Origin of the sequence: Pandoraea fibrosis, assembly GCF_000807775.2 — a bacterium.
Lineage (GTDB): Bacteria > Pseudomonadota > Gammaproteobacteria > Burkholderiales > Burkholderiaceae > Pandoraea > Pandoraea fibrosis.
Genome location: NZ_CP047385.1, coordinates 1,761,124 through 1,782,662, shown reverse-complemented (window position 1 = coordinate 1,782,662; position 21,539 = coordinate 1,761,124). Strand labels below are relative to the sequence as shown.

At 62.4% G+C, this 21,539-nt stretch carries 18 protein-coding genes, 3 tRNA genes and 1 pseudogene; 8 read left to right on the top strand and 14 right to left on the bottom strand.

Annotated elements, in window-relative coordinates; all coding sequences use genetic code 11:
- Window positions 1–5 precede the first annotated feature (5 nt).
- A complete protein-coding gene (locus PI93_RS07980) occupies window positions 6–1,109 on the bottom strand; it encodes an extracellular solute-binding protein (RefSeq protein ID WP_224786015.1) in 1,104 nt (367 codons plus the stop codon).
- Between the two features lie 394 nt (window positions 1,110–1,503).
- Here PI93_RS07980 and PI93_RS07975 point away from each other — a divergent pair, with 394 nt between their 5' ends.
- From PI93_RS07975 to PI93_RS07965, 3 genes are all read left to right on the top strand, one after another.
- The gene (locus PI93_RS07975; protein WP_039367024.1) at window positions 1,504–2,787 is read left to right on the top strand and encodes a glucarate dehydratase family protein; all 1,284 of its coding nucleotides are present in this window, start codon (window positions 1,504–1,506) and stop codon (window positions 2,785–2,787) included.
- A 64-nt stretch (window positions 2,788–2,851) separates the two neighbouring features.
- Window positions 2,852–4,027: a porin gene (locus tag PI93_RS07970; RefSeq protein ID WP_039367019.1), complete on the top strand. Its 1,176-nt coding sequence runs from the start codon at window positions 2,852–2,854 to the stop codon at window positions 4,025–4,027.
- A gap of 236 nt (window positions 4,028–4,263) precedes the next feature.
- Window positions 4,264–5,010, top strand: coding sequence for a FadR/GntR family transcriptional regulator (locus tag PI93_RS07965; protein ID WP_039367735.1), 747 nt, complete (start codon window positions 4,264–4,266; stop codon window positions 5,008–5,010).
- Window positions 5,011–5,061: 51 nt separating this feature from the next.
- Here the strand turns inward: PI93_RS07965 and PI93_RS07960 are convergent, their stop codons facing one another.
- The gene (locus tag PI93_RS07960) at window positions 5,062–5,688 is read right to left on the bottom strand and encodes an MSMEG_1061 family FMN-dependent PPOX-type flavoprotein (protein ID WP_039367017.1); all 627 of its coding nucleotides are present in this window, start codon (window positions 5,686–5,688) and stop codon (window positions 5,062–5,064) included.
- Between the two features lie 92 nt (window positions 5,689–5,780).
- On the opposite strand from PI93_RS07960, the gene PI93_RS07955 reads away from it, so the two are divergent.
- Window positions 5,781–6,599 (top strand): AraC family transcriptional regulator, encoded by an 819-nt coding sequence (locus tag PI93_RS07955; RefSeq protein ID WP_201278434.1) that lies wholly within the window; start codon window positions 5,781–5,783, stop codon window positions 6,597–6,599.
- Between the two features lie 173 nt (window positions 6,600–6,772).
- Window positions 6,773–7,735: an alpha/beta hydrolase family protein gene (locus PI93_RS07950; protein WP_080759055.1), complete on the top strand. Its 963-nt coding sequence runs from the start codon at window positions 6,773–6,775 to the stop codon at window positions 7,733–7,735.
- A 168-nt stretch (window positions 7,736–7,903) separates the two neighbouring features.
- On the opposite strand, the gene PI93_RS07945 is transcribed toward PI93_RS07950, so the two are convergent.
- The 4 genes from PI93_RS07945 to pgsA all read right to left on the bottom strand — a co-directional run bounded on the left by PI93_RS07945 (window position 7,904) and on the right by pgsA (window position 9,061).
- A tRNA-Cys gene (locus tag PI93_RS07945) sits at window positions 7,904–7,977 on the bottom strand.
- Between the two features lie 112 nt (window positions 7,978–8,089).
- Window positions 8,090–8,165, bottom strand: a tRNA-Gly gene (locus PI93_RS07940).
- A gap of 49 nt (window positions 8,166–8,214) precedes the next feature.
- Window positions 8,215–8,290 (bottom strand) — tRNA-Gly (locus tag PI93_RS07935).
- 177 nt (window positions 8,291–8,467) lie between these two features.
- The gene (gene pgsA, locus PI93_RS07930) at window positions 8,468–9,061 is read right to left on the bottom strand and encodes a CDP-diacylglycerol--glycerol-3-phosphate 3-phosphatidyltransferase (protein WP_039367014.1); all 594 of its coding nucleotides are present in this window, start codon (window positions 9,059–9,061) and stop codon (window positions 8,468–8,470) included.
- A gap of 176 nt (window positions 9,062–9,237) precedes the next feature.
- On the opposite strand from pgsA, the gene kch reads away from it, so the two are divergent.
- A complete protein-coding gene (kch, locus tag PI93_RS07925; RefSeq protein ID WP_224785972.1) occupies window positions 9,238–10,464 on the top strand; it encodes a voltage-gated potassium channel protein in 1,227 nt (408 codons plus the stop codon).
- A 58-nt stretch (window positions 10,465–10,522) separates the two neighbouring features.
- Here kch and uvrC read toward each other — a convergent pair whose 3' ends face one another.
- A complete protein-coding gene (gene uvrC, locus PI93_RS07920; RefSeq protein WP_236105632.1) occupies window positions 10,523–12,958 on the bottom strand; it encodes an excinuclease ABC subunit UvrC in 2,436 nt (811 codons plus the stop codon).
- 95 nt (window positions 12,959–13,053) lie between these two features.
- On the opposite strand from uvrC, the gene earP reads away from it, so the two are divergent.
- Both earP and efp read left to right on the top strand, forming a co-directional pair.
- Entirely contained in the window at window positions 13,054–14,298 is a 1,245-nt protein-coding gene (gene earP, locus PI93_RS07915) for an elongation factor P maturation arginine rhamnosyltransferase EarP (RefSeq protein ID WP_407945359.1), read from the top strand.
- A gap of 138 nt (window positions 14,299–14,436) precedes the next feature.
- Window positions 14,437–14,994, top strand: coding sequence for an elongation factor P (gene efp / locus PI93_RS07910; protein ID WP_039367721.1), 558 nt, complete (start codon window positions 14,437–14,439; stop codon window positions 14,992–14,994).
- A gap of 157 nt (window positions 14,995–15,151) precedes the next feature.
- Here efp and nagZ read toward each other — a convergent pair whose 3' ends face one another.
- The 7 genes and pseudogenes from nagZ to lepB form a co-directional block, all read right to left on the bottom strand.
- Window positions 15,152–16,186: a beta-N-acetylhexosaminidase gene (gene nagZ / locus PI93_RS07905; protein ID WP_039367008.1), complete on the bottom strand. Its 1,035-nt coding sequence runs from the start codon at window positions 16,184–16,186 to the stop codon at window positions 15,152–15,154.
- Entirely contained in the window at window positions 16,183–16,560 is a 378-nt protein-coding gene (gene acpS / locus PI93_RS07900) for a holo-ACP synthase (RefSeq protein ID WP_236105876.1), read from the bottom strand. The genes nagZ and acpS overlap by 4 nt, the downstream gene beginning before the upstream one ends.
- A 195-nt stretch (window positions 16,561–16,755) precedes the next feature.
- Window positions 16,756–17,517, bottom strand: coding sequence for a pyridoxine 5'-phosphate synthase (gene pdxJ, locus PI93_RS07895; RefSeq protein WP_039367002.1), 762 nt, complete (start codon window positions 17,515–17,517; stop codon window positions 16,756–16,758).
- On the bottom strand, window positions 17,514–18,530 hold the full coding sequence (recO, locus tag PI93_RS07890) for a DNA repair protein RecO (RefSeq protein ID WP_039366997.1): 1,017 nt from the start codon (window positions 18,528–18,530) through the stop codon (window positions 17,514–17,516). Before recO ends, pdxJ begins: the two co-directional genes overlap by 4 nt.
- Complete coding sequence (gene era, locus PI93_RS07885; RefSeq protein WP_039366994.1) at window positions 18,517–19,410, bottom strand: GTPase Era; 894 nt, start codon at window positions 19,408–19,410, stop codon at window positions 18,517–18,519. Before era ends, recO begins: the two co-directional genes overlap by 14 nt.
- A gap of 57 nt (window positions 19,411–19,467) precedes the next feature.
- Window positions 19,468–20,481, bottom strand: a complete 1,014-nt coding sequence (rnc, locus tag PI93_RS07880; RefSeq protein ID WP_080759054.1) for a ribonuclease III — start codon at window positions 20,479–20,481, stop codon at window positions 19,468–19,470.
- 279 nt (window positions 20,482–20,760) lie between these two features.
- Window positions 20,761–21,471, bottom strand: a pseudogene (lepB, locus tag PI93_RS07875) (signal peptidase I); the annotation flags it as partial.
- Window positions 21,472–21,539 lie beyond the last annotated feature (68 nt).

The window sequence follows — 21,539 nt, the reverse complement described above, 5'->3', positions numbered from 1 at the left end:
TCCGGTCACTTCGATTTGAGCGAGCCGATCTCGGCATCCCATTTCTGGAACGCCGCCACCATCGCCGTGGCGTCGAGCGGCACGGCGTGCGGGAAATCGGCAATGAGCTTGGCGTATTCCGGACGGCCATACTTCGCGATCACTTCCTGACTCTTCGCCGGGGCGGCGGACAGCGGCACGTCCTTCACCGCGGGGCCCGGATAGAAGTAGCCGTCGTCATACGTGAGGGCCTGTTGTGCGGGCTCGAGCATGAAGTTGATCAGCTTGACGATAACGTCCATCTTCTCTTTCGGCACGCCCTTGGGCACAACCATGTAATGCGCGTCGTTGACCCACGTGAACTTGTCGAACGACTGCACCTTGAAGGTCGCCGGCACGATACCCAACGCACGCGGATTGATGTCCCAGCCCGTGACGGTCAGCGTCATGTCGCGGCTACCTTCCCCCAACTCCTTCATCACGGCCGACGTGCCGCCCGGGTAGTAGGGAATGCAGGCGTCGAGTTCCTTCAGGAACGCCCATGTCTTGTCCCATCCCTTGATCGGGTCATGCGGGTCTTTGTCGCCCAGCAGATACGGCAGCCCCATCAGGAAGGTACGGCCCGGACCTGAGTTGGCCGGACGCGCGTAAATCAGCTTGCCTGGATTCGCCTTGCACCACGCCAGCAGTTCGGCGGGCGACTTCGGCGGGTTGGCCACCTTGGCCGGGTTGTATTCCACGAGCGGGCCTGCCGGCATGAACGTCACGGCCAGACCGTAGCCCTTCGAGAGTTCCTGCATGGCGCGCACGTTCGGCGCGTATTTGTCGAGCACGCCCGGAAACTTCGCGCTGTACTCGGGCAGCAGGCGTTGCCAGAGGTTTTGCTGGATACCGGCGGCAAGGGCATCGGTCCCGGTCAGCACGATATCGATGTCGGAGCGCCCGGCGGCTTGCATGGCCTTGATCTTGCCCGGCAATTGCGGGGCCGGTGCATTGGTGAAGGTGATCTTGGAGACGAGATCCGGGTACTTGTCGCGGAACGCCTCGAAGCCCTTCTGCGTGAGCGCGAGGTTGCCCGCGACGTCAACGATGTTCAGCGCGACCGGCGCAGCGGTTGCGGTACTCGCCATGCTTCCCAATGCAGCGGCACACGCCAGTGCGCCAAGCGTGCGTTGCCAGAATCCCCTGCGGCTGAAGGCCATGCTGTCTCCTCTTTTGAGTGGAATTTCTCGTAAGTCATCATATGACTCGAATGGTGAATTTGCAATCAGGAGACATGCCAAACCACCTCAGAGATTTCCCTTAGAAATGGAGATATTCGCGCTTTACCGCGTGTTTTCAGGCGATTTCATCAGGATGCCGAGCCATTCATCAGGGATTACACCGATAGAGAGACGCCCTATGCGTCACCTAAATTACGGCCAGTCATACGATGACGTAAAAGTCACACAAAGGTGGTGTTACGCAATGCAAATTGCGTATCCGCTAGTTGCCCGCGCCTACCGAGAAAGGGAATCCTCCGCCGTGAAAATTCAACGCATCACGATCACTCCGATTGCTTTTCGCGACCCGCCGCTGCTCAATGCCGCCGGCATTCACGAGCCCTTTGCATTGCGCTCGATCATCGAAATCGAGACCGATAACGGGCATGTCGGATTGGGTGAAACGTATGGCGATGCGCCGGTGCTGGCATTGCTCGAAAACACTCGCTCGCATCTGATCGGGATGGACCCGTTCGACACCAACGGGCTGCGCGCCCGCGTAGCGGCCGTGGTGCGTCAGGGGGTTCGCGGCGAGCGCGTCGAATACGAACTCGCACCGGGCACCGATCCGCGCAAGGACGCGGAGAAAATCTACTCCGCGTTCGAAGTGCCGTTCCTCGATTTGCAGGCGCGTCATCTGGGCATTCCGCTCGTCGAGTTGCTCGGTGGCGCCGTGCGTCAGGAAGTGCAGTACAGCGCGTATCTGTTCTTCAAATACGCACAGCACATCGACGCCCCAGTGACCGGCTATGCGCAGGATGGCTGGGGCGAAACGCTGAGCGCTGAGCAACTCGTCGTGCAAGCCCGCACGATGATCGATACCTACGGCTTCGGCAGCATCAAGCTCAAGGCCGGTGTGCTCGACCCCGCCGAGGAAGTGAAGTGTCTCAAGGCGCTCAAGCGCGCGTTTCCCGATAAGCCATTGCGCATCGATCCGAACGGCAACTGGTCGTTACCCACGGCGATTGCCATGGGGCGCGAACTCGCGGGCGATCTCGAGTATTACGAAGACCCCACGCCCACGCTCGAAGGCATGGCCGAACTGCACCGCGCCACGGGCATGCCGCTCGCCACCAACATGGTCGTCACAGACCTGCGGCAATTCCGCGAGAACGTGCGTCTGAACGGCGCGCAAATCATCCTTTCCGATCACCACTACTGGGGCGGATTGCGCGACACGCAACTGCTCGCGCGCATGTGCGAGACGTTCGATCTCGGCTTGTCGATGCACTCGAACTCGCACCTCGGCATCAGTCTGATGGCGATGACACATCTGGCCGCCAGCGTGCCGCGTCTGTCCTATGCCTGCGACACGCACTACCCGTGGCAAGCCGCCGACGAAGAAGTCGTGCGCGGCGGCAAGATCGCGATCCGCAATGGCACGGTCGCCGTGACAAAGGCCCCGGGACTCGGCCTCGACATCGACCGGGACCAGTTGGCCAAGCTCCACGAGCAATACCTGCGTTGCGGACTGCGCACCCGTAACGACGCGGTTCAGATGCGCAAATACCAACCCGACTGGAGCGGCAAGGCACCTCGTTTTTAGCACCAGTGGCACGCAGCAAGGTTTCAAGCGAAGTCCAACAAAACACATCACAAGAGGAGAAGTCGTGAGACATTCGAAACTGTTTGCCGGGCTAGCATTGGCCGGTCTCGCCGCCGGCGCCGTGCCGGCGTTCGCGCAGTCGAACGTGACGCTGTACGGGATCGTCGACGATGCACTGACCTACAGCAGCAATCAGAACGGCAAGTCGAACACCTACCTGCGTAACGGCAACCTCGCGGGCAGCCGCTGGGGCCTGCGCGGCACCGAAGATCTCGGTGGCGGCACCAAGGCATTGTTCCAGTTGGAGAACGGTTTCGACGTCAATAGCGGCGCGTTCAGCTCCTCGGGCGTGATGTTCAACCGTCAGGCATTCGTGGGTCTGAAGAACGACCAGGTCGGCACGGTGACCATCGGTCGTCAGTACTCGCCTTACTACCTGATGGTCGGCACCATCGGCCCCGTCGCCTACGTGACGGGCGCGACCGGCGCTCACCCGGGCGATATCGACGGTCTCGACACCACCATCCGCATCAACAATTCGGTGACATACACCTCGCCGGTCCTGTGGGGCGTGACGGCCAGCCTGCAATACGGCTTCGGCGGTCAGGCCGGCGCGTTCAGCAAGGGCAACACCTACTCCGGCGCCCTGCGTTACGACGGCGGCCCGATCTCGCTGGCAGCCGGCTATCTGCGCATGAACAACGTCGGCGGCACGGGCACGAGCTGGAACGGTGCATCCACAGGCACGCCGGGCTCGTCCGCGGTCAATCAGGGCTATCTGTCTGCCGACGCGCTGCAACACATCGCGTTTGCCGGTATCTATACCATCGGCAGCGTGACGCTGGGCGCGAGCTACAGCAATGTGCAGTACAAGCCGGGCGCTGCGTCGCTGTTCCACGATACGGCGATCTTCAATACGGCGGGCGTGCATGCGTCGTGGATCGTGGCGCCGCAATGGCGTCTGGCCGCGGCGTACAGCTACACGGCGGCGTCGAAGGCGAACGGCATCAACGACTCCGCCACTTATCATCAGGTCTCGCTCGCGCAGGTGTACTCGCTCTCGAAGCGCACTTCGCTTTACGCCCTCGAAGCGTGGCAGCACGCCAACGGCAAGACGCTCGGCGCAAACGCCACGAGCATCATCAACGCCGGTCCGGTGGTGGGCGACTCGCAGAACAGCACGCCGTCGTCGACGAGTTCGCAGTTCGTCGGCATGTTGGGGATTCGCGTCGATTTCTGACGCCTTGCGCATGTAGAAAAGCTGTCCGGAAGGGCACCCCCTGGGATGTCCGCCCGGACAGTGATGAGTGGTCGCGAGAAGTCGCACGAGGTTGTGCTTTGGACCGCCGATGCCCGGCAGTGATTGGGGTGAGGCATTGGCGGTCGATTCTTATCGGTTGTCGTATGTATGCGACGGTCGATAAGGTAAACTGGGGGCGTTTTTTGTCACCCACCCTTTTCACCGACGCCATGTCCATGACCAGCCCGTTGCCCGCACGTCCTCGCCGCAAGTCTCGCAGCCTCACGGAAGAGGTCGTGAGCGCCTTGTCCGAGCAGATTCGCAGCGGCACGTTCCGCCCGGGCGACAAGCTGCCGACCGAGTCGGCCATCATGGAAAGCCTTGGGGTGAGCCGCACCGTCGTGCGCGAAGCGATCTCGCGACTGCAGGCGGGCCAATTGGTGGAAACACGTCACGGTATCGGCACGTTCGTGCTCGAAGCCCCGCGCGAAAATTCCCTGCAGGTCGACACCAACAGCATTCTGACGATGCTCGACGTGATGGCCATTCTGGAACTGCGGATTTCGCTGGAAACGGAAGCGGCAGGCCTCGCGGCGAATCGCCGCACCGATACGCAGCTCAAGCTGATGCGCCAGGCGCTGGACGACTTCGAAATGCACGTTCGTCAACGCACCGGCAATGCCGTCACCGCCGACGTCGCGTTCCATCTGCAAGTGGCCAGCGCGACCGGCAACCGCTATTTCCACGACATTCTGGAACAGCTCGGCAATACGATCATTCCGCGCACGCGCGTGAATTCCGCCGCGCTGGCCGACGATGATCAGGTGTCGTATCTCAACCGCGTGAATCGCGAACACGAAGACATCTACAACGCCATTGCGCGACGTGACCCCGAGGCGGCTCGCGCAGCGATGCGCACACACCTCACCAATAGCCGCGAACGCCTGCGCCGCGCGCAGGAATCGGCGAACCCGCAGAGCTAAGCCCCTAGCTGGCGAAAACCAGCGGCAGCCGTCACGTCGGCCCCGGCAAACTCAGTAGAGATCGCCGCGCATCGCGCGGTAGTACCCTTCGTCCATCTCGCTCGCGCGGGCTTTGTCCATGCCCGTGAGCGCCGCCTTCATCTCCCCCATCGACGGCACGGCCTTGCGATCGAGTTGCAACTCGGCTCGCCATAGCTTCGCGCGGTTGATCGCCTTGCCGCAGTGAAACAGCACCTCGTCGATGGTCACGACGATGGCGGTCTTCGGCGTGCGCTCCCCCTCCTTCAATCGCTCAAGCAACGCGGGTTCGACACGAATCTGCGCACGACCGTTGATGCGCATGAAGACCTCCAGTCCAGGGAACAGAAACAACATGCCGACGCGATCGTCCTCAGTCAGGTTGCGCAACGACGCGATGCGATTGTTGCCAGGCCAGTCGGCGAACGCCACGCTCTTCTCGTCGAGTACCTGCACAAAGCCCGGCTCACCGCCGCGCGGCGACGCGTCGAGGCCATGCGCGCTCCCCGTCGCCAGACAAAAGAAAGTGGCCACATCGAGGTAGGCGACATGGAACGGAAGCAGTGCCGGCATGACGCCTTTGACGATCATCTCCGACGGTGGATCGTAAAGTTGGTCGAGATCGACGGCGGGCGAGGAAGGCTGATTGGCTTGAGACATGGGAACGCTCCTTCAGAGACACGCGCCGAGCATATCCCGCTCGCCCATGGCGCTGATAGACTATTGATGCCATTTGATAGCGCAATTACGCCATGAGTTTGCCGGAGCACCTGAAACCGAAGATGGATCGCGTGCAACGCATGACACCCGACGATCCGCCGTTGATTGCGATGGTCGGGCGCGAGAGCGAGCCGCGCGTTTCCCAGACACACCAACACACGTCGGGTCAATTGCTCGGCTCGTTCAACGGCCTGCTGACGGTTCGCACCAGCCTCGGCGCGTGGGTGATTCCGACAACACGCGCCGTATGGGTGCCCCCGAACTGCCCGCATGCTGCGTTTTCTCACGGGCCGTTTTACGGCTGGGCGGTGTATGTCCGGCCGGACCGATGTGCGGGGCTGCCTGAGCAACCGCGTGCCATCGAGGTGTCGGGGTTGTTACGGGAAGGCGTCGTACGCGCGGCGCAGTGGGATCTGAGGGCGCCCGATCGGGTGCAGACCAACGTCATGAACGTGATACTCGACGAGATCGCCGTCAGTCCCGCCGACGTGTTTCGTCTGCCGATGCCGAGCGACGCGCGTTTGCGACGCGTTGCGGCGGCACTCATCGACGACCCTGCCGACACCCGCACCCTCGACGCGTGGGCCGCATGGGCGAACGCCGCACCCCGCACCGTCAGCCGACGCTTCGTCGAAGAGACGGGGTTGACGTTCACGGCGTGGCGGCAACGAGCGCGGCTGCTGCGCGCACTGGAGTTGCTAGCCTCGGGACAGCCTGTCGGCACCGTCGCGCTCGACCTCGGGTACGACAACGCGAGCGCCTTCATTGCTCTATTTCGTCGCACGTTTCACACGACACCGGGACGATACTTCGCCGCCGATTCGACCGAGCGCATCGATGCCACCGAGTGAAACGCGAAGCGAGCCACGTCGGCCGTTCCGCCCCTGTCTATCGGTCATTCGCATGAGTGCCGCGCTCGTGTACCGCGCAGTAGTATGAGCGCCAGCCCGAGCGCCGAACGGGGATCGCAGCCCGACGCCCGGACCTCACTGACGCGCCACGATACGGGGACCGCCTCATTACCATGACACGCTTGATCGCACGCTCACGATTCTGCGCAGGAACGCTTTGCGCGCTTCTTCTGACGACGCCCTTCTGCGGCGCGTCGACGGCGATGGCCGCCAGCGACGACGCCGCCACCGAAGCGGGAACGCCTGCACCGGCGGCTGCCGCAGATCCCACACCGGAAATCGTCTCCATCGTGGTGTCAGGTGCGGGCACCTTCGGTGGCGATGTGGCCATGCACACAGAGGTCTACAGGCCCGTGGGCAACGGGCCGTTCCCGGTGCTCATCTTCGAACACGGCCGCGCCTCCGACGCCCTCGTGCGGGCCAAGCTCAGTCAACCGATTCCCAAGGGACATGTGCGCTACTGGCTCGCCAAGGGCTTCGCCATCGTCGCACCGGTTCGCGTGGGCTATGGCGCGACGGGCGGGCCGGATCGGGAGAACTCGGGCGCGTCGTTCGACATGCAGGGTCGGTGCACACGCCGCCCCGACTTCGAGAAGCTCAGCAAGGTCACGGCGCAAGCGAACCTTGCGGCGGTAAAGTGGGTTCGCGCACAACCGTGGGCGGACAAGGATCGCATCGTGCTCGAAGGCCGCTCGGTCGGCGGCTTCACCACGGTGGCGACGGCTGCGACCAACCCACCCGGCGTGATGGGTTACATCAACTTCTCGGGTGGCGCGGGCGGCATGCCCGAGCGCGCCCCGGGGCACAGTTGCGATCCCGAGCAAATGAAGACCGTCTACGGCGAATTCGGCAAGACAACGAAGATCCCCGGTCTCTGGCTTTACGCGCACAACGATCAGTACTGGGGGCCCGACGCGCCTAGGCAATGGTTCGATGCATTCGCCGCAGCGGGCAGTCCCGCACAATTCGTTCACACGGAAGACCTGCCCGGCCATGACGGCCATTTGCTGCTCACCTACGGCGGAAAAATGTGGTCGAGGTCCGTCGATGCGTTCGTCAGGCAGCTTGGCTTTTGAGCCACCGACATTCCGTCGCGGGTGACGGATTCGCCGACGTCGATGCGATTGCCGCCGAGGTCGCGAAGTCGCGAGGTCGGCAAGAAAAAGTATCGCAGTCCGAAGTCTTCAAGCGAAAACCCTGGCGACAAAAAGAAAAAGCCCTGACAAGTCAGGGCTTTTGAATTTTGGAGGCGGGAGTCGGAATCGAACCGGCGTACACGGCTTTGCAGGCCGCTGCATGACCACTCTGCCATCCCGCCATTTGGCATGCCGCATTGTAACCGCTCGCTGTTGCCATCGAGGGCGCCCGTCGGATCGATCGCCGTGGGCTTTTCGGCAAATAAAAAGGGAAGCCAGGCTTCCCTCTGGATTTGGAGCGGGAGACGAGTCTCGAACTCGCGACCTCAACCTTGGCAAGGTTGCGCTCTACCAACTGAGCTACTCCCGCATGACACCGAACACCAAGGATCAACTCACTTAATGTCCAGTGTGAAAACTGGAGCGGGAGACGAGTCTCGAACTCGCGACCTCAACCTTGGCAAGGTTGCGCTCTACCAACTGAGCTACTCCCGCATTGTCATGCGTACTACCAATCCAACCACTTCTCAAAACTTCGCTGCTGGGCTAGCGCCGTAGCAGCGAGAAGGAGATTATGTCGAAACCGTGATTCAGTGTCAAGCACCTGCGCCGAAAATTTGTGAAGTTTTTTCTCCTCCACCGCGCAAATCCCGCGTCTTCAGAGACTTACGCTCACATCTCGCCCGCACCACGCTCCCGAATCTGCGGCCATGCGCGGCGCAGATAATACAGCATCGACCACAGCGTGAGAACGGCTGCCACGTAAATCAGCCACGTTCCCCAGAAGCGCGAGTCGAAACGCAATCCATTCCACGCCACCGTGCCGTTGAAGAGCAACAACGGGATCGCCACCATCTGCGCCGCCGTCTTGATCTTGCCCAACTGGTGCACCGCCACACTGCGCGACGCGCCAATCTGCGCCATCCACTCGCGCAACGCCGAAATCGTGATCTCGCGGCCAATGATGATCAGCGCCACCAACGCGTTGATCCGGCCCATCTGCAGCAGCATCAACAGCGCCGCCGCCACCATCAGCTTGTCCGCCACCGGATCCAGAAACGCCCCGAAGGCCGATGTCTGATTCCAGCGACGCGCCAGAAAGCCGTCGAACCAGTCGGTCAGCGCCGCCAGCACGAATACGCCGCACGCCACCCAATTCATCTCGACCGACGACAACCAGGTCGCAGGCAAGTAATAGACGCCGACCACCAGCGGGATCAGCACGATCCGGAGCCAGGTCAGGAATATGGGGACATTAAAAGGCATGGCAGCATGAGTTCGGCAAACGGCGGTCGACACACGGCGCCCTCGGCAGCCGTACCAGACCCGCATTGTGCCGTGTATGCCCCGTAGCCACAAGGCCGAGGCACCGCACAGCGGTTGACATGTGCGCCAGTGTGCCCCTATCTTGCTCGCAACACCCCGCCAATAGCACCGATCTCGTGAAACTGCCCTGGCCCTTGCCCGCTCTGCGACGACCGCTGCTGCCCCCTCATGTCATCATCGCCGCACTGGTCGGCATCGACGGCCTGCTGCTCGTGGCCTCCGTGCTGCTGCGCGTGCCCGGCTCACGCCTCATCGATCTCTTCGTCCGGGGCGACCTCTCTGCGCTCGAACACATCGAAGCCACGCATCTGCCCCGGCTGCTCTTCGGCCTGAACGCCATCGAGCGCATCGACTTCTCGCACCTGCCCCGCGCGCTCGCCGGGTTGGCGCTGGTCACGCTCGCCTGTGGGCTGGTCATCCGGGCACGCACGGCCTGGGCCTTCACGCTCGTCATGCTCGCGCTGGCCGCCGCGATCAATTTTCACCTGGACATCCGCTTCGATCTGACGTTCGTCCTCTCGCTCGTGTGTATCGCGCTATTGCTCTGGTACTGGCGCGAGTTCGACCGGGCGAGCTTCGCCGCCGCGACGCTCTACACGCTCGTCGCCGTGTTCGCGCTGCTGGTCTACGCCACGTTCGGCACCATGTATCTCGGGCGCGAGTTCGTACCGCCCGTTACCGATCTGGCAACGGCGTTCTACTTCTCCATCGTGACGATGACGACCGTCGGCTACGGCGACATCGTGCCGCACTCTACCGACGCGCGACTCTTCACCGCATCGGTCATCATCTTCGGAATCAGTGTGTTTGCGACGTCGCTGACCGTCGTCATCGGCCCGCTCGTTGGCGGCAACCTTAAGAAAATTCTCGCGGGGAGGTTCACTCACGTGATACGCAAGAACCACTTCATCGTGGCCGGCGCATCGCCGCTCGCCATCAACGTGCACCACGAACTCACCAAGCGAGGCTGGCCAGTCACGGTCATCATCGCCAGCGGCGTCGACAATCCCTATCCGGAAGATGCCGATGTCATGCATGGCGACGCCAGCGACAACACCGTGCTCACCCACGCCGGTATCGAACACGCCAAGGCCGTGCTCGCCCTGCGCGCCGACGACTCGGAAAACGCCTTCATCGTGCTCGCCTCGAAGGAAATCGCGCCGACCGTGCGCACCATCGCATCGGTCAACGACAGCAAGCATCTGAGCAAGCTCAAGCGGGTTCAGCCGGATATGATTTTTGCGCCGCCCGTCGTTGGCGGCGAACTCCTCGCTCGCACGCTATCCGGTGAAACCGTCGACAACGAGACCGTCATGCGTCTGCTGTTCCACGGCGATACGTGAATCGCCGTGGGTGCTAATAAGGTCGGTGTGGTTGGCGTAGCAGGCGCAGGTCAGGCTGTCAGTGCAATTGACGATAGATCTGCTCGGCAAGCGTTGTCGAAATGCCTTCGACGCTCGCCAGTTCGTCGACGCTGGCCGACGCCACGCCTTGCAACCCGCCAAACCGCATGAGCAATCGCTGGCGACGCTTCGCCCCAATGCCCTCGATCTCCTCGAGTCGCGACGTCTGACGCGCCTTCGCGCGCTTGGCCCGCATGCCCGTAATCGCGAAGCGGTGCGCCTCGTCGCGAATCTGCGCGATCAGCATCAGCACCGCACTCTCTCGCCCCAGCTCCAGCGGCGCGCGCCCGTCGGCGAAAATCAGCGTCTCGAGCCCCACCTTGCGGTCCTCGCCTTTCGCCACGCCGACCAGCCGACCGATATCGATCCCGAGTTCGACGAACACCTGACGCGCCACTTCGACCTGCCCCTTGCCGCCGTCGATCAGCACCAACTGCGGCAGATTCGCTTCCACATCCGACGCTTCCGGTGCGGCAGCAGCCGGCGCCCCGGCCTCGGTGGATTCACCGGCTTGCGTCGTTGTCTCGCTATCCAGCAGCACGACGGTATCGGCCTCGGCGCGCGCCACATCGGCCGCCACGGACGACGGATCTGCGGCGTCGCTCACTGTCGCGGCGGCGGCCTCCATCAGCCGGCCGTAACGGCGCGTGAGCACCTGACGCATGGCCGCATAGTCGTCGCCCGGCGTAATGCCGGTGATGTTGTAACGGCGGTACTCGCTCGTCTGCATCTTGTGGTGATGGAACACCACGCACGACGCCTGCGTGGCCTCCCCCTGCGTGTGGCTGATGTCGAAGCACTCCACGCGCAACAACGCCGGGTCGTCGATCTCGAGCCCGATGGTTTGCACCAATTCCTGCGTGCGCGCTTGCTGGCTGCCCTGCTCGGTCAACAGACGCGTCAGCGCGAGTTGCGCCCCCTGCTGCGCCATGTCGAGCCACGCGCGTCGCTGCCCCTGCGGTTGACGCACCAGCGCAATGCGTCGGCCGGCCTGCTCTGACAAGACCGTCAGCAATTCGTCGCTCGGCAATGGGTGACTCACGACCAGCACCGGCGGCACCGATTGCCCCAGATAGTGCTGCGCGACGAAGGCCTCGAGCAGTCGCGATTCGAGCGATGCCAACGGGGTGTCCGAGGGCATGTCGCTCGACATGTCGCCGGCAGTCGCGACGGAATCGTCCGGATCGACTTCGGACGCCGCCGTTGCAAGCACCTCGTCTTCCTCGAATTCGTCTGCGATGCCGCCTTCGACACCTCGCTCCACATGCGCCGGGAAATAGGCCTTATCGCCCAGGTGACGCCCACCCCGAACCATCGCCAGGTTCACGCACGCGCGACCACCCGCATAGACGACGGCCAGAATGTCGGCATCCACGTCGCCCGCCGTCTCGACCGACTGCTGCTGGAGCACGCCGGACAGCGCCTGCATCTGATTGCGCACGACGGCCGCTTGCTCGAACTGTAGCGCCTCTGCGTAGGTCATCATCTTTTGTTCGAGCGCCCCGAGGACTTCGTTCTGACGTCCGGAGAGGAACGCCGCGGCGTTATTCACGTCGCGCGTGTAGTCCTCGTCGCGAATGGCGCCCACGCACGGCGCGCTGCATCGCTCGATTTGATGCAACAGACACGGGCGCGTGCGATTCGCAAATACCGAATCCTCACAGGTCCGCAACTGGAACACCTTCTGCAGAATCTGAATACTTTCGCGCACCGCCCATGCACTGGGGAACGGGCCGAAATACTGCCCGCGACGATCCACCGATCCCCGGTAGTACGCCATGCGCGGATATTTGTGCTGCGTGAGCTTGAGAAACGGATACGACTTGTCGTCGCGAAACAGGATGTTGTAACGCGGGTGCAGCGCCTTGATGAGATTGTTCTCAAGCAGCAGCGCCTCGGTTTCCGAGCGGGTGACCGTCGTCTCCAGTTTCGCGATGCGCGCGACCATCAGCGCGATGCGTGGAGACAGCTGTGTCTTGTTGAAGTAACTCGACACACGCTTTTTGAGATTGCGCGCCTTGCCCACGTACAGCACGTTGCCCGACGCGTCGTAATAGCGGTAGACGCCGGGCAGATTCGGCAACTGGGCGAGTACCTTGCGCGCGTCGAACGGTGCTTTGTCGGCGATGTCATCGGTTTCGCCCCTGTCGCCGGAGGGCACGGCGTCATCGTCCCGGCGGCGAGTACGCTTCGTCTTCTCTGCCTTGGGGGTCTTGATGGCCTTGGCTGGCTTGTCCGACGTGTCCGACGGCACGCTCGCCACCTCGGCCGGCGTGTCGGCGTGCGCCGGAGCAGTCGGCGACGAGGGCGATGCGACGTCCGCACCGGGGGCGGTTTTCGCTTTGCGGGACTTGCGCGGGGGCGTGACGTCGTTGGCGTCTTCGGTCATGAACTCTGGCAATCGGAGCGTCCCCGAGGCAACGGCGGCAGGCATGGCACCGTTCATCGCTTGCGCGATCACATCGTCGCGCGGCGCAGGGACTAAAATCCGAAGTTTAGACCAATCCGCGTCGCCGCTTCTCAATGTCCCTGCCCACTGCATCCTCTCCCGCATCGAGTGCGCGTCCACTCGTGCCGCGTTGCGATCTGTTCTGCACCGTCGTCGACAACTTTGGCGATATCGGGGTGTGCTGGCGGCTTGCCCGGCAACTCGTGCGCGAGCACGGCTGGTCGGTCCGGCTGTGGGTCGACGATCTCGCGAGCTTTCGTTATCTGCGCCCCGACATCGATCCGTCGTTGGCCCGCCAACGCTGCGACGGCGTCGATGTGCGCCGTTGGGAGGCCGACTTCGGCCCCATCACCGACGACAATGCGCCAGGCGATATCGTCATCGAAGCCTTTGCCTGCCATATCCCCGAGGTCTGCGTTCAGGCAATGCATGCGCGTAAAAGGGCAGGCAATGCGCCGGTATGGATCAATCTCGAGTATTTGAGCGCGGAAGACTGGGTGGACGACTGTCATCTGCAAAAGTCACTGCATCCGCAGTTGGGACTTCTCAAAACGTTCTTTTTCCCCGGATTTACCGAACGCACCGGCGGACTGACGAGAGAGCGGGAGTTATTCTCCCGGCGCGATGCCTTCCTCGCGTCGCCCGAGTTGCGCGACACCTGGTGGCAACGCACGCTCGGCCTGCCCGCCGCCCTGAAGGACACCCTGGTGGTATCGCTCTTTGCGTATGAGAACGCGGCACTTCCGGCATTGCTCACGCAGTGGGCCGACAGCACGACGCCTGTCGTCTGCCTCGTCCCGCAAGGCCGCATCGCGCCTGCCGTCGGCGAATGGTTCGGCCGCGAGGCGTTCGCGCCGAGGGAGTCTGCGACCCGAGGCGCACTGACGGTGTACGGCCTGCCCTTCGTGCCGCAAGCTGAATTCGACACCCTGCTCTGGGCCTGCGACCTCAATTTCGTCCGGGGAGAAGACTCATTCGTGCGCGCGCAGTGGGCGGCCAAGCCGTTCGTCTGGCACATCTATCCTCAGGACGAGAATGCCCATCATGGGAAGCTCGATGCCTTTCTCGGTCGATATCTGGCGGATCGGCAAGACGATACGTCCAGCCCCCTCAATGCCGCCTCGCTTTCGCACGGCGCACGCGAGGCGTTGCGCACCTTCTGGCATCTCTGGAATGGCTACGCCAGCACCGCACCCGATTGGCCGGCGCTGGCTAACGCGCTGCCCGAACTCGGTCGCCACGCCCGTGCGTGGGCAAACGCGCAGGCGGCCCACCCGGATCTAGCGCGACAGTTGGCAAGCTTCGTGGAAATTCAGGTAAAATAGCTGGTTTTTCAACGCTTTGCTGCTGAACCTGCTGCCCCGGATGTTCCGGGCGGACGCGGGAATCAAGCGGCGAATGAGCGTATGGAAGCGCTCAAACAAGCGGCAAATCGCTTATTTCGTCACAGGATCTCGTTTTTTATGAAAACCGCTCAAGAACTCCGCGTCGGTAACGTCGTCATGATCGACGGTGAGCCCAATGTCGTGCTGAAGACCGAATACGTCAAGTCGGGCCGTAACTCCAGCGTCGTGAAGATGAAGTACAAGAAGCTGCTGACCGAAGGTCGTGGCGAATTCTCGTACAAGGCTGACGACAAGTTCGACGTCGTCGTGCTCGACAAGAAGGAAGTGACCTACTCGTACTTCGCCGACCCGATGTACGTGTTCATGGACGCCGACTACAACCAGTACGAAGTCGAAGCCGAAAACATGGGCGACGCGATCAAGTACCTGGAAGACGGCATGCAGTGCGAAGTCGTTTTCTACAATGAAAAGGCCATCTCGGTCGACCTGCCGACCTCGCTCGTGCGCGTTGTGGAATACACCGAACCGGCCGTCAAGGGCGATACGTCGTCGGGCCGTGTTCTGAAGAGCGCCAAGATCAACGATCTGCTGGAAATCCAGGTGCCGCTGTTCGTCAACACCGGCGACAAGATCGAAATCGATACGCGTACTGACGAATACCGCAGCCGCGTCTAAGCGACGGCGGGCCGCCGCGACGTCTTCGGACGAAGCGGCCGTCAGGTAACAAAAAAGCGCTCGTCCCCTCGGGGTCGAGCGCTTTTTGTTTGGGCCGGACGTCCGGCGATTGGCTAACGGATGCGTCCGCTATCGCCTGACGCCTAACGTTCGACACTTACCCGCCGAACGTCTCCGCGATCAGGCGCTTCGCCGCCTGATACTCCGGCTGCGCGAGCATCTTTTCCCAGCCATGCACCTTGCCGCGGCCCTTCAGATGCTTGATCCGACGCTGCGAGACAGTATCGGGCGCCGCCTTCATTTCACGCAACAAGCGATCCGCCTTCTCAGGGCTGTTGCAGATAAGCACCATGTCGCAGCCAGCGTCCAGCGCGGCATGCGCTGCCGTGACGACATCCCCTGCCGCACTTGCGCCCTGCATCGACAGGTCGTCGCTGAAGATCACGCCATCGAAGCCGTACTTGCCGCGCAGGATTTCCTTGAGCCATTTCGCCGAGAAACCCGCCGGGTTCGGATCGACCTGCGGATAAATCACGTGCGCCGGCATGACTGCCGCCAGCGACATGCCGAGCCAGTCATACGGTTGGGCGTCGATCGAGAGGATTTCGTCGAGCGAGCGCTCATCGACCGGAATTTCGTGATGCGAGTCGGCGGCCACGAAACCATGCCCCGGGAAGTGCTTGCCACAGTTCGCCATGCCGGCGAGCAGCAGGCCGTGATTCAGGCTCTTGGCCAGCATGGCCACCACGCGCGGATCGGCGTCGAACGCACGATCGCCGATCACTGCCGACGTGCCGTAGTCCAGGTCGAGCACCGGCGTAAAGCTCAGGTCGATGTCGCACGCGCGCAATTCCGACGCAAGCACATAGCCTACGGCCGTCGTCACACGCGTCGCCTTGAACACGTCGTCATGCCAGAGCTTGCCCAGCTTGCCCATCGCGGGCAAGTGCGTGAAGCCGTCGGTACGGAAACGCTGCACGCGCCCGCCTTCATGGTCGACCGCAATCAGAATGTCGTCGCGCACGTCGCGAATCTGCTTCGTGAGCGCGCACAGTTGCGCGCGGTCATCGAAGTTACGGGCAAACAGGATGACACCCCCGGTCAACGGATGGTCGATACGGCGGATGTCGTCTTCGCTGAGGGTCAGCCCGACGACGTCCAGCATCACCGGGCCCGGCCTGCGCTTCGTCATTGCGTTTTCTCCGATGCAATACTGCGAATGTTGCCTAAGTTACGTGATGCGATCGCAAACGCGACCGCGTATTCCTTCTCGTCCGTGATCGAAATCTCGATCGACAGTTGCCGCTCGGCCAGCCACTGCACCAACTCGCCCGACGCCACCACGACCGGCTTGCCGGATGGCGCGTTGAGCGTTTGTACAGCACGCCATGTCATCGGCCAGCGCATGCCCAGCCCGATGGCTTTGGACACCGCCTCTTTCGCGGCGAAGCGCGTGCATAGATACGCGAGCCCGCGAACTTCGGATCGTTTCTGACGAGCGTAATAGACCTTGAGTTCCTCCGGCCCCAGCACACGCTCGGCAAACCGTCCGTTCGTGCGCGTCATCACGCCTACGACACGACTGATCTGAAGAATGTCGGTCCCCACGCCGAAGATTGCCGTCGCTCCCGGTACGGGCGCAAGGGTGTTATCGCCTTGCGGCGACGTCTCCGGACGGTGATTGGGTGACGAAGACGACGGTGACGTCGGATCGCTCATGGACGGTGCCTGATGAAGAGACGGCGAGCGAGACAGAGTGTCTCAACCACGCGCCGCAATGCGGCTGGCAACCATGATCGCTTTCATCTCGCGCACGGCGTTCTCCCAGCCGGCAAAGATGGCGTGGGCGACGATGGCGTGTCCGATGTTCAGTTCGGAGATGCCTTCGATGGCGGCAATCGGCTGCACGTTTTCATAATGCAGACCGTGACCGGCATTGACTCGCAACCCGAGCGACAGGCCGAGGGCGACGGCACGTTCGATGCGAGCAAATTCAGCCTCGCGCGTCGCCTCGTCGTGCGCCTCGGCGTAGCGGCCCGTGTGCAGTTCAACGACCGGCGCCCCCATGCGAGCGGCAGCGCGGATCGGCGCTTCGTCCGGGTCGATAAAGAGCGACACGCGGCTGCCGGCCTCGCCAAGCCGTTGCGTGGCGGCCGCCACCTGATCGTACAGACCGACGACATCCAGCCCGCCTTCGGTGGTCAGTTCCTGACGACGCTCCGGCACCAGGCACACATCGTGCGCCTTCACGCGGCAGGCGATCGCCAGCATCTCTTCCGTCACGGCGCATTCGAGGTTCATGCGCGTGATCAACTGGTTGCGCAGATTCGTCACATCGGCGTCGCGAATATGGCGACGGTCTTCACGCAGATGCAGCGTGATGACATCCGCCCCCGCCTCTTCGGCCAGCCGCGCCGCCTTGATCGGGTCGGGATACGCCGTGCCGCGCGCGTTGCGCACTGTCGCGACATGATCGATGTTCACCCCAAGGTCGATGGGGTTGCCGTGGAAGAAGAGGCTCATAGTTTTTGCAGGTCGAGCAGGATCTGCCGGGTATTGAGCGGAACACCGCCCAAATGGTGGTTGAGGAGAAAGCGCATGAGCAGCTTGCTTTGCTGCACGGTCTGCGCCCGGGAGTAATCGTCTTGCTCCATGTCGAGCAAGGTCTGCCCGATGACGACCGGCCAATCGGGCGGCTCGTCGCCGCGCGCCGGGCGAACGCCCCAGTCGGGATGAAACACGTAACGGCGCTCGGACACGACTTTGCCACGCGTCTGCGTGCAACGGTCGAACGCGACGGCATATCCGGTCTCGCGCAACAACACGCGCTCGAACGCCCGCAGAATGATGCCCGCCGGTTCGCCGTGCGCGAGATGATGCAGCGTCGTCAGATAGTGCTGGAACAGTTTGTCGTGTGGGTCGTCGCGTGCACAGAACTTGACCAGCAATTCGTTCAGGTAAAAGCCCGAGAGCAACGCGTCGCCCTCTAGCGGACGCAGACCGCCCACCCACTCGGCCTTGGTCAGCGTGCGCAACTCGCCCTTGCCCAGCCATGCGAGCGAGAGCGGCTGGAATGTCTGGAGCACGCCGCGCAATGCAGAGTGCGGGCGTTTGGCGCCCTTCGCCACAAGCGCAATGCGACCGTGATCGCGCGTGAGCACGTCGATGATCAGGCTGGTTTCGCGATAGGGATAGCTGTGCAGTACGAAGCCGGGTTGTTCGGCAATTCGGCTTTGTTCGCGCTCTGCCGACCGGGCGGGCGAAGGTGCCCGCCGCGCGCGTTTGATGTCGCGCTTGACGGTTTCGGTGTTGGCTTCGGCTTCCTGAAACGCTTCCGATGCCTCGTCGTCCACAGCGCGAGTCCGTGCGCTACGCGGCTGGCGCGCCGGACGCGCTCCGGTGGCGCCGGTGCGCAGCGCACGGGGCGGGCGCGACACAGGCGACGTGTCGGCGACCGGCGTGTTGCTTGCCGCCTGCGCTACGTCTGCTGGCGTCGCAACTTCGTCATTGGCAGTGTCGAGTTCACTCGTAGCCATACGCCCGCAGGCCGGCCTCGTTGTCGGCCCAACCGCCCTTGACCTTGATCCACACTTCCAGATACACCGGGCCGTCGAAGAGCTTCTCCATATCGACGCGTGCATCGGAGGAAATCTGCTTGAGCTTGGCACCCTTATTGCCGATGATCATCGCCTTGTGGTTGTCGCGATCGACCAGAATCGTCGCGAAGATCCGGCGGAGATTTCCCTCCTGCTCGAACTTGTCGATGACAACCGTGCTGGTGTACGGCAACTCGTCGCCGGTCCAGCGAAACACCTTCTCGCGCAGGATTTCCGACGCCATGAATCGCTCGCTGCGATCGGTCAGATCGTCTTCGCCATAGATCGGATCGCCCTCGAGCAAATACGGACGCAACACACCCAGCAGATGCTTGATGTCGTCCGCGCGCTTCGCGGAGAGCGGCACGATCTCGCGGAAATCCCGCTTCTCGCCCATCGACTGCAGGAACGGCAACACCTTCGCTTTATCGGCCATGCGATCGAGCTTGTTGACGATGAGCAGCACTGGCGTGTTATCGGGCAGCAAGTTCATTACCTTCTCGTCGTCCGGGCCAAAGTTACCCGCTTCAATGACGAAAAGCACAACGTCGACGCTGGACAGCGTGGACGTCACAGCGCGATTGAGCGAGCGGTTCAGCGCGGTCGCATGACGCGTCTGAAAACCCGGCGTGTCGACAAAGATGTATTGCGCATCGTCCGTGGTGCAGATGCCGGTAATGCGATGGCGTGTCGTCTGCGCCTTGCGCGACGTAATGCTGATCTTCTGACCGACGAGGGCATTGAGCATCGTCGATTTACCGACGTTCGGACGCCCGACGATCGCCACGGTACCGCAGCGAAAATCCGTCTTATCGTTCATGGTTGGAAACTCTCTTGATAGGGGGCCGGCGCCTCGCGCCTTCCCCTCGAATGGGGCTCAGGCGGCTGCCGGGGGTTGCTTGGCGGCGTCGGTCTTCTCGGCGGTCTTCTCTGCGCTCTTCTCCGCAGGGGCCGCCGCTGTGCGGCCCGCGCCGTTGCTGACGGACGCCGTCATGGCCGGAACACTGCCCGCGCCGGTGACGGCGTCTCGGGTGTCCTTGGGCTCTTTGGCATCCTTGTTGTCCTTCGTGTCTTTCGCGTCCTTCGGCTCCCGCGCGTCGCCCGGCTGTGCGGTGCTCATCTGCCCCGCCTTCTTTGCCTCGGATGCCGCAGCCTTCGCCGCACGCTTCTTTGCCGCCTTGGCGCTCTTCTCGGCCTTTGGCTTGGCAAGCGCCGGCATCTTCTGCACTTCCTCCAACGCCTTCTTGGCCGCCGCCTGCTCGGCGGCACGCCGGCTTGCGCCCGAGCCACCGACCTTGATGTCGAGCTTCGGCACAGTGCACTCAACCTCAAATTGCTGGTTGTGTGCCGCACCATGCGTTGCAATCACCGTGTACTGCGGCAACGCGATCTTGTGGCCTTGCAGATATTCCTGAAGCAGCGTCTTGGCGTCCTTACCCAAGGTCTTCGGGTCGACATGCTCGAGGACCGGCGTGTACAAACGCTCGATCGCCGCATACGCCGCGTCGAAACCCCCATCGAGATACATCGCGCCGAACAGCGCTTCAAGCGTGTCGGCCAGAATCGATGGACGGCGGAAACCACCACTCTTCAACTCGCCCTCGCCCAGGCGCAGGAAATCGGACACGCCCAACGTCTGCGCAATTTCGTACAACGACTGCTGTTTGACGAGGTTGGCGCGCACACGCGAGAGGTCGCCTTCGTCGAGCTTGCCGTAGCGACGGAACAGGATTGCCGCCACCGAACAATTCAGAATGGAATCGCCGAGAAACTCCAACCGCTCATTGTTGGCGGCACTATGGCTACGATGCGTCAGGGCTTGGCGAAGCAATTCCGCATCGTGGAAGCGATACTGGAGACGTTCTTCCAGTTGATTCAGTGTTTGAGACATGGCGCAAGTATAGCGCGGCGCTCCCGCCCCGGCGCGCGTCGTCGCCAAGAAACGACGGGCTTGACCGCCGTCCGGCGGGCTTTTCGGACTCGCGAGAGGGGCCTGGATCGGACATTTCCGGAGCAACGACGTATCGATCTCCCTCAAGGTCCCCACCCGCCGCATCGATTGTTTTATTTTTGAAAACAATAATGCGGAAATTGACATTTTTACGTCAATTTCCGCATTAATCAAACCCTACCCTATCCGGCGAGATGTCCTCCCCGGTGAGCCAGATGCTTACTGGAAGCCGCCCAGGCGTTTGAGGTTCGAGAAGTTCATCCAGATGAAGAATGCCCGGCCCACGATGTTCTGCTCGGGCACGAAGCCCCAGTAGCGGCTGTCTGCGCTGTTATCGCGGTTGTCGCCCATCATGAAGTAGTTGCCCGGCGGCACCTTGCAGATCACCCCCTGGCTGTTGTACTGACAGTTCTGTTTGTTCGGGAAGTCGTCGGCGCCCATGATGTACGGCGGCACATTCGGATCGTTCAGAATCCGGTGCTTCACGCCGCCCACCGTCTCTTCGAACTGCTTGAAGTAAGCGATGTGCTCGTCGTCGAAGTAGTCCGGCAACGCCGTCTCGGGCACCGGCTGACCGTTCACCGTGAGCTTCTTGTTCTCGTATGCCACCACGTCGCCCGGCACACCGATCACTCGCTTGATGTAGTCCATCGACTCATCTTTCGGGTAGCGGAACACTACCACGTCGCCGCGCTTCGGCTCACCCAGTTCGACGATCTTCTTGTTGATCACCGGCAGGCGAATCCCGTAGTCGAACTTGTTCACGAGGATGAAGTCGCCGACGAGCAGCGTCGGGATCATCGAGCCGGACGGAATCTTGAACGGTTCGACCACGAACGAACGAAGCACGAACACCGCCAGAATCACCGGGAAGAAGCTCGCCGAATACTCGAGCCACCACGGCTGACGCAGCTTGTCGTCACGCACCTTCGAGCGCGCACTCGCGAGCGCATTGCCCTCTTGCGTGCCAGAGCCCTGAACACCGGACCCCTGCAGTG

Coding starts and splice junctions, on each gene's coding strand:
- PI93_RS07980 (WP_224786015.1), bottom strand. CDS start 1,109: ATGGCGAGTACCGCAACCGCTGCGCCGGTCGCGCTGAACATCGTTGAC.
- PI93_RS07965 (WP_039367735.1), top strand. CDS start 4,264: ATGACCAGCCCGTTGCCCGCACGTCCTCGCCGCAAGTCTCGCAGCCTC.
- PI93_RS07960 (WP_039367017.1), bottom strand. CDS start 5,688: ATGTCTCAAGCCAATCAGCCTTCCTCGCCCGCCGTCGATCTCGACCAA.
- PI93_RS07955 (WP_201278434.1), top strand. CDS start 5,781: ATGAGTTTGCCGGAGCACCTGAAACCGAAGATGGATCGCGTGCAACGC.
- PI93_RS07950 (WP_080759055.1), top strand. CDS start 6,773: ATGACACGCTTGATCGCACGCTCACGATTCTGCGCAGGAACGCTTTGC.
- pgsA (WP_039367014.1), bottom strand. CDS start 9,061: ATGCCTTTTAATGTCCCCATATTCCTGACCTGGCTCCGGATCGTGCTG.
- uvrC (WP_236105632.1), bottom strand. CDS start 12,958: ATGCCTGCCGCCGTTGCCTCGGGGACGCTCCGATTGCCAGAGTTCATG.
- efp (WP_039367721.1), top strand. CDS start 14,437: ATGAAAACCGCTCAAGAACTCCGCGTCGGTAACGTCGTCATGATCGAC.
- nagZ (WP_039367008.1), bottom strand. CDS start 16,186: ATGACGAAGCGCAGGCCGGGCCCGGTGATGCTGGACGTCGTCGGGCTG.
- acpS (WP_236105876.1), bottom strand. CDS start 16,560: ATGACGCGCACGAACGGACGGTTTGCCGAGCGTGTGCTGGGGCCGGAG.
- pdxJ (WP_039367002.1), bottom strand. CDS start 17,517: ATGAGCCTCTTCTTCCACGGCAACCCCATCGACCTTGGGGTGAACATC.
- recO (WP_039366997.1), bottom strand. CDS start 18,530: ATGGCTACGAGTGAACTCGACACTGCCAATGACGAAGTTGCGACGCCA.
- era (WP_039366994.1), bottom strand. CDS start 19,410: ATGAACGATAAGACGGATTTTCGCTGCGGTACCGTGGCGATCGTCGGG.
- rnc (WP_080759054.1), bottom strand. CDS start 20,481: ATGTCTCAAACACTGAATCAACTGGAAGAACGTCTCCAGTATCGCTTC.